Origin of the sequence: Achromobacter pulmonis (assembly GCF_902859765.1) — a bacterium.
Classification (GTDB): domain Bacteria; phylum Pseudomonadota; class Gammaproteobacteria; order Burkholderiales; family Burkholderiaceae_B; genus Achromobacter; species Achromobacter pulmonis.
Window position 1 is genome coordinate 1 of sequence record NZ_CADIJV010000072.1, and the last position, 6014, is coordinate 6014.

The 6014-nt window shown below is 69.3% G+C and carries 6 protein-coding genes; 2 read left to right on the forward strand and 4 right to left on the reverse strand.

Annotated elements, in window-relative coordinates; all coding sequences use genetic code 11:
• The 4 genes from HV701_RS26415 to HV701_RS26430 all read right to left on the reverse strand — a co-directional run.
• On the reverse strand, positions 1-1013 hold a 1013-nt coding region (locus HV701_RS26415), incomplete at its 3' end, for a branched-chain amino acid ABC transporter permease (RefSeq protein WP_175135950.1).
• On the reverse strand, positions 1006-1839 hold the full coding sequence (locus HV701_RS26420; protein ID WP_175135951.1) for a branched-chain amino acid ABC transporter permease: 834 nt from the start codon (positions 1837-1839) through the stop codon (positions 1006-1008). The genes HV701_RS26415 and HV701_RS26420, both read right to left, overlap by 8 nt.
• 55 nt (positions 1840-1894) lie before the next feature.
• The gene (locus HV701_RS26425; RefSeq protein WP_175135952.1) at positions 1895-3061 is read right to left on the reverse strand and encodes a substrate-binding protein; all 1167 of its coding nucleotides are present in this window, start codon (positions 3059-3061) and stop codon (positions 1895-1897) included.
• Between the two features lie 39 nt (positions 3062-3100).
• Positions 3101-3991: a nitrilase family protein gene (locus HV701_RS26430; RefSeq protein ID WP_175135953.1), complete on the reverse strand. Its 891-nt coding sequence runs from the start codon at positions 3989-3991 to the stop codon at positions 3101-3103.
• Between the two features lie 261 nt (positions 3992-4252).
• Between HV701_RS26430 and HV701_RS26435 the strand changes: the two genes are divergently transcribed.
• Positions 4253-4681 carry a VOC family protein gene (locus HV701_RS26435; protein WP_175135954.1) on the forward strand — a complete coding sequence of 143 codons (429 nt, stop codon included), beginning with the start codon at positions 4253-4255 and terminating at the stop codon, positions 4679-4681.
• Positions 4682-4720: 39 nt separating this feature from the next.
• Positions 4721-6014, forward strand: a 1294-nt coding sequence (locus HV701_RS26440; protein WP_175135955.1) for an MFS transporter, incomplete at its 3' end; no start/stop codon positions are given.

Here is a 6014-nt window from a genome sequence, read left to right on the forward strand (position 1 = left end):
AGCTCCGGCGCCGGCTCCGCGCGCCGCCGGCGCCACGGCGCCAGCAGCAGCGGCAGCAGCCCGCGCGGCAGCAGCAGGATCACCAGGATGAAGGTCACGCCCAGCACCAGTTGGTAGACGAACGGCATGTTGCCGCTGAGGTACGAGCCGGCCACGTTGATCAGCACGGCGCCCAGCACCGGGCCCCACACCGTGCCGCGTCCGCCCAGCGCCACCCAGATGATGAGTTCGGTGCCGAAGACGAAGCCGGTCAGCTCCGGCGCCACTACGCCGCTGAAGGCGCCGTAGCCGAAGCCCGCCAGGCTGGCGACCGCGCCGCACACCACCAGCAGCGCGATGCGCCAGTGCGCGGTGTTCAGCCCCAGGTAGCTGCAGCGGCCTTCGTTGTCGCGCAGCGCGGTCAGGATGCGGCCGCCGTCGCTGCGCACCGCGACCCAGGCCAGCAACGCCACGATCGACAGGCCGCCGGCGGCGATCACGTACCAGGCTTCCAGCGACAGGTCGAAGGTGTCGTAGCCGGTCAGCCCGGAAGATGAGCCGGTGTAGGTGCCGCCCGATAGCGCCACCTGGGTCAGCACGATGGGCAGCACCAGCGAGATGACGGTGGCGAAGAACGGCGAGGCGCCGCGGTAGAACGACAGCCAGCCGGTCAGCAGCGCCAGCAGCATCGCCGCGCCCACCGCGACCAGCGCAGCCAGCAGCGCGATGCCGGGCGAAAAGCCGTAATGGGTGAAGGCCAGCCCGGCGGCATAGGCGCCGACGCCAAAGAAGGCCGATTGGCCGAAGGTCAGGTAGCCGGTGTAGCCCCACAGGATATCGACCGTGACCGCCGCCACCGCGAAGAACAGCGCCTTGATCAGCACGTTCAGCAGGTAGGTGTCGAACAGCCAGGGGCCGGCCACGGTCAGCGCCAGGCAGGCGATGGCCAGCCACAGCAGGTCGCGGCCCCGGGCGGCGCGGCGGGCGTCGGCGCGCGTCGCCTGCGCCGGTTGCGTGAGGGAGGTATCAGTCATGGGCGAATCCTTTGGGACGCAGGCGCAGGGTCAGGGCCGCCAGCACCGCGATGGTGACGCCGCCCAGGATCGGGCTGATGTACACGCCCACCAGCACCTGGCAGGCGCCATAGACCAGGCAGGTCAGCAGCAGCGCGCTGATCGAGTTGCCCGACACCATCACCAGCATGAAGGCGCTGACCAGCCACGGCAGCCCCATGTTGGGGTCGACGCTGGACAGCGGCGTGATCAGCGCGCCGGCCAGCGCGCCCAGCCCCGCGCCCAGCGCGAAGGTGGTGAAGCGGATACGTTCAGCGTTGATGCCCAGGCCGCGCGCCAGGTCTTCGTTCATGATGACGGCGCGGGTGCGCACGCCGAAGCGGGTGCCGTTGAGCAGCAGCGTCAGCGCCGCGTACAGCAGCAGCGCGCCCGGCACCAGGAACAGCCGGTAGGCCGAATACTCGGTGCCCAGGAACGGCACCGCGCCCTGGATCGGCGCGTCGGCGAACTGCACCTCGCGGCCGAAGGCCATGGTGATGAGCTGGCCGATGACGATGCCCAGCCCCCAGGTGGCCAGGATGGCGTCCAGCGGCCGCTTGTACAGCGGCTGCACGATCAGGCGTTCGACCAGCATGCCGACCAGCACGCCGGCCAGCAGCGCGCAGGGCAGCGCCAGCCACGGGTCCAGCCCCAGCCGCGTCACCACCAGGGCGGCGTAGCTACCCAGCGTGATGATGGCGCCGTGGGCGAAATTGACGATCTTCATCACGCCAAAAATGATCATCAGCCCGGCCGTCACGATGAACAGCATGGCCGCCGTCGTCAGAATGTCCAGCATCAAACCCATTGTGTTCTCCAGCGCCGCCGGCGAACCGGCGGCGCGCTTGGTGTCGCTTGCCGCGTTACTTCAGGTTGGGGCACTGCGCGCCCGGGTCCACCTGGTTGAAAGTCTGCAGGATCTTGATGGAGCCGTCCGGCTGCACCTGGCCCAGCCGCATGGTCAGGGCGGCGTGGCGCTGGCGGTCCATCTTGACCGGGCCGCGCGGGCCATCGAACGACACTTCGCTCAGGGCTTGCACCACCTTCTGCGGATCGAGGCTGCCGGCCTTCTCGACCGCGGCCTTGTAGAGGAAGAAGGCTTCGTACTGCGGGCCGGAGAATTCATTGGCGGTCTTGGCGTCGGCGCCGAACTTGGCCTTCAGGCCGTCGAGGAACTTGTGGTTCTGCGGCGTATCGATGCTGGTCAGGTACGAGGCCGACAGGTACATGCCCACCGCCGTGTCGCCCATGGTCTTGGCAGTGGCCTCGTCGATGGCCAGGTTGCCGTACGGCATAGTCAGGCCGGCCGCCTTGACCTGCTTGGCCAGGCTGACGTTGGGGCCGCCGCCGGCGGTGGAGCTGATCAGCGCGTCCGGGTTGGCCGAGCGGATCTTGGACACCACGGGCGTCCAGTCCGAGCCGTCGATGGGCAGGTATTCCTCGCCGACCACGCGGCCGCCCTGCTTCTCGATGTATTCGCGGGTGAACTTGAGCATGCCGCGGCCGAAGGCGTAGTCGCTGCCGACCAGGAAGAAGGTCTTGGCGCCGCGCTCCTTCATGAAGTGGTCCACCACCGGCGCCACCTGCTGCTCGGGCACCCAGCCGTTGACGTGCATCCAGCGGTTGCACGAGCGGCCCTCGTAGAACGAGGTGTAGATGTACGGCACCTTGCCGCGCGAGACGATGGGCAGCGCAGCGTTGCGGGCCGCGCTGGTTTCCATGGCGATGATGGCGTTGACCTTCTTCTGGAACACCAGCGTGTCGTAGGCCTTCTGCGCGCCGACCGCGCCCGAGGCGTCGTCGGCGATCTCCAGCACCACCTGGCGGCCGAGGATGCCGCCAGCGGCGTTGATCTCGTCGGCGGCCAGTTGCGAGGCCTGCACCACGCCGGGCGCGACCACGCTATTGGCGCCGGACAGGCCCACCGGCACGCCGATGCGCAAGGGCTCGGCGGCCTGGGCGCCGGCCGCGCCGGTCAGCGCGGCAAGCAGGGAAAGTTGGATAAGGAAACTGCGATGGGGTTTTTGCATGGGGATTTCTCCTTGGGGGCCGGCTGTCCGCCGTTGTCGTCAACGCTGGCGCGGCGCGTCGGTCGCGCCCAGCAGTTCGTCGTAAAGGTCGCGGCGCCGATCGCGCAGCACGTGGTTGAAGTCGTTCAGTTGGCGGGCGCGGCGCGAGGCCATCACGTCCACCGGCGCCAGCAGCACTTCTTCGCGGTCGTGGCTGGCGGGGCCGGCGACGGTCCAGCCCTGCGAGCCGACGATCAGGCTGCGGCCGACGAACGGCTGGCCGCGTTCGACGCCGACGCGGTCGGCGCACACCAGCGTCAGGCCGTTGCTGTGGGCGCCGGCAATCGTCAGCGCGTGCGCCATGGCCGGGCCGTCGGGCGTTTGCCCGGGCATCGGCACCCAGTTGGTCGGCACCGCCACGATGTCGGCGCCGCGCAGCGCCAGCAGGCGGTAGACCTCGGGGAACCAGCCGTCGTAGCAGATCGCCACGCCCAGCGTGCCCAGTTCGGTGTGGAACACCGGCAGGCCCAGGTCGCCCGGTTCGAAGAACAGGTTCTCGTCGCCCCACAGGTGCAGCTTGCGGTAGGTGCCCAGGTAGCCGTCGGGGCCGGCGATGATGGCGGCGTTGTACAGCTTGCCGCCGCTGCGCTCGGCGATGCCGGCCACCAGGTAGATGCCCAGGCGTTGCGCCAGCGCGATCCAGGCCCGCGAACTGGGGCCGTCCGGCACGGTTTCGGCCAGCGCGTGGGCTTCGGCGCGGCTGGCGAACATGTAGCCGGTGTTGGCCAGTTCGGGCAGCACCACCAGCCGCGCGCCTTGCGCGGCGGCCTGCTCGACCAGCTCGGTGGATCGGGCCACGTTGGCGGCGACGTCCCCCATGATGGGGGCCATCTGCACGCTGGCCACGAGGGTCGCGGACGCGGCGGCGTCCGGCGGGGGTGAAACTTGCATGCGATCTCCCTGCGACGTTTCAGAAAACAAAAAAGCCCCCGACCACGCATCGCGTGTGAGTCGGGGGCTTCTATAGCCAGACGAAGTTCTAGGCAGCAATTATTGCTGCGGGGCACTGCGGCACCAAGCGCGTCGGTGCGGGGGATCAATCCTGATCCTGGGTTGAATCATAGGGATGCGCGGGTGCGGCCGGCAATAAGAGGTTTCCCGGACGGCGCCGCGGATGCGAGAATCGGTGTCGGCCACTTGGAGGACCCCGCAATGCCTAAACTTTCCGCCTACCTCAGTTTCGACGGCAATTGCGCCGAGGCCATGCGTTTCTACGAACGCGTGCTCGGCGGCCGCGTCGAGGCCATGGTGCGCTACGCGGACGCGCCCGCCGACGCCGCCATGCCGGCGCTGTCCGATGCCGAAGCCGAACGCATCATGTACGCCCGGCTGGCATTGGACGAACAGGTGCTGATGGCCAGCGATGCCACCGCCGGCCATCCCTATCCCGGCAAGCAGGGCATGGCGCTGTCGCTGGCCTACCCCACGGTCTCGGATGCGCAACGCGTGTTCGATATGCTGGCCGACGGCGGCAGCGTGACCATGCCGCTGCAAAAGACCTTCTGGGCCGAAGCCTACGGCGCGCTGATCGACCGCTACGACACGCGGTGGATGATCAGCGGCGGGCGGCTCAGCCACTGACCCCTGACGATCCGCCGCGCGCGGAGGGAGCAACGATTCATGACGCATGGCATACAAGGCAGACAACGCTGGTGGGCACTGATGGTGCTGTGCCTGGGCGTATTGATGATCGTGCTGGACACCACCATCGTCAACGTCGCCCTGCCTTCCATCCGCGAAGACCTGCGCTTCACCGAGACCTCGCTGGTGTGGGTGGTGAATGCCTACATGCTGACCTTCGGCGGCTTTTTGCTGCTGGGCGGGCGGCTGGGCGACCTGCTCGGCCACCGCCGCATGTTCCTGGCCGGGTTGAGCCTGTTCACCCTGGCCTCGCTGGCCTGTGGCCTGGCGCGCGGCCAGGAACTGCTGATCGCTGCGCGGGCGGCGCAGGGCCTGGGCGGCGCGGTGGTGTCGGCGGTGGCGCTGTCGCTCATCATGAACCTGTTCACCGAGGCCGGCGAACGCGCCCGCGCCATGGGCGTGTACGGCTTCGTCTGTGCCGGCGGCGGCAGCCTGGGCGTGCTGCTGGGCGGACTGCTGACCAGCACCCTGTCATGGCACTGGATCTTCCTGGTCAACATTCCGATCGGCGCGGTGGTCTACGCGCTGTGCCTGCGGCTGTTGCCGGCGGCGCGCGGCGCGGAGGGCGGCGGCAGGCTCGACGTGGCCGGCGCGCTGACGGTCACTGCGTCGCTGATGCTGGCGGTGTATGCCGTGGTCAACGGCAACGAGGCCGGCTGGACCTCGGCGCAGTCGCTCGGCCTGCTGGGCGCGGCCGCGCTGCTGATGGCGCTGTTCCTGCGGATCGAGGCGCGCGTGGCCGAACCGTTGATGCCGCTGGCGCTGTTCCGCCTGCGCAATGTCGCCACCGCCAACGTGGTCGGCGTGCTGTGGGCCGCGGCCATGTTCGCGTGGTTCTTCGTGTCGGCCTTGTACATGCAGTTGGTGCTGGGCTACGACGCCATGAAGGTGGGGCTGGCGTTCCTGCCGGCCAACCTGATCATGGCGGCGTTCTCGCTGGGGCTGTCGGCCAAGCTGGTGATGCGCTTCGGCATCCGTGGACCGCTGGCCATCGGCCTGCTGCTGGCCGCGCTGGGGCTGGCGCTGTTCGCCCGCGCGCCGGTCGATGGCGGGTTCGCGGCGGACGTGCTGCCGGGCATGCTGCTGCTGGGTCTGGGCGCGGGCATCGCCTTCAATCCGATGCTGCTGGCCGCCATGAGCGACGTCGAGCCGAGCCAGTCCGGGCTGGCCTCGGGCGTGGTCAATACGGCCTTCATGATGGGCGGCGCGCTGGGCCTGGCGGTGCTGGCCAGCCTGGCCGCCGCGCGCACCGCGGCCCTGGCCACGGCGGGCG

Excerpts from the sequence above, each read along its gene's own strand:
- HV701_RS26420 (WP_175135951.1), bottom strand. The coding sequence starts at position 1,839 with ATGGGTTTGATGCTGGACATTCTGACGACGGCGGCCATGCTGTTCATC.
- HV701_RS26425 (WP_175135952.1), bottom strand. The coding sequence starts at position 3,061 with ATGCAAAAACCCCATCGCAGTTTCCTTATCCAACTTTCCCTGCTTGCC.
- HV701_RS26430 (WP_175135953.1), bottom strand. The coding sequence starts at position 3,991 with ATGCAAGTTTCACCCCCGCCGGACGCCGCCGCGTCCGCGACCCTCGTG.
- HV701_RS26435 (WP_175135954.1), top strand. The coding sequence starts at position 4,253 with ATGCCTAAACTTTCCGCCTACCTCAGTTTCGACGGCAATTGCGCCGAG.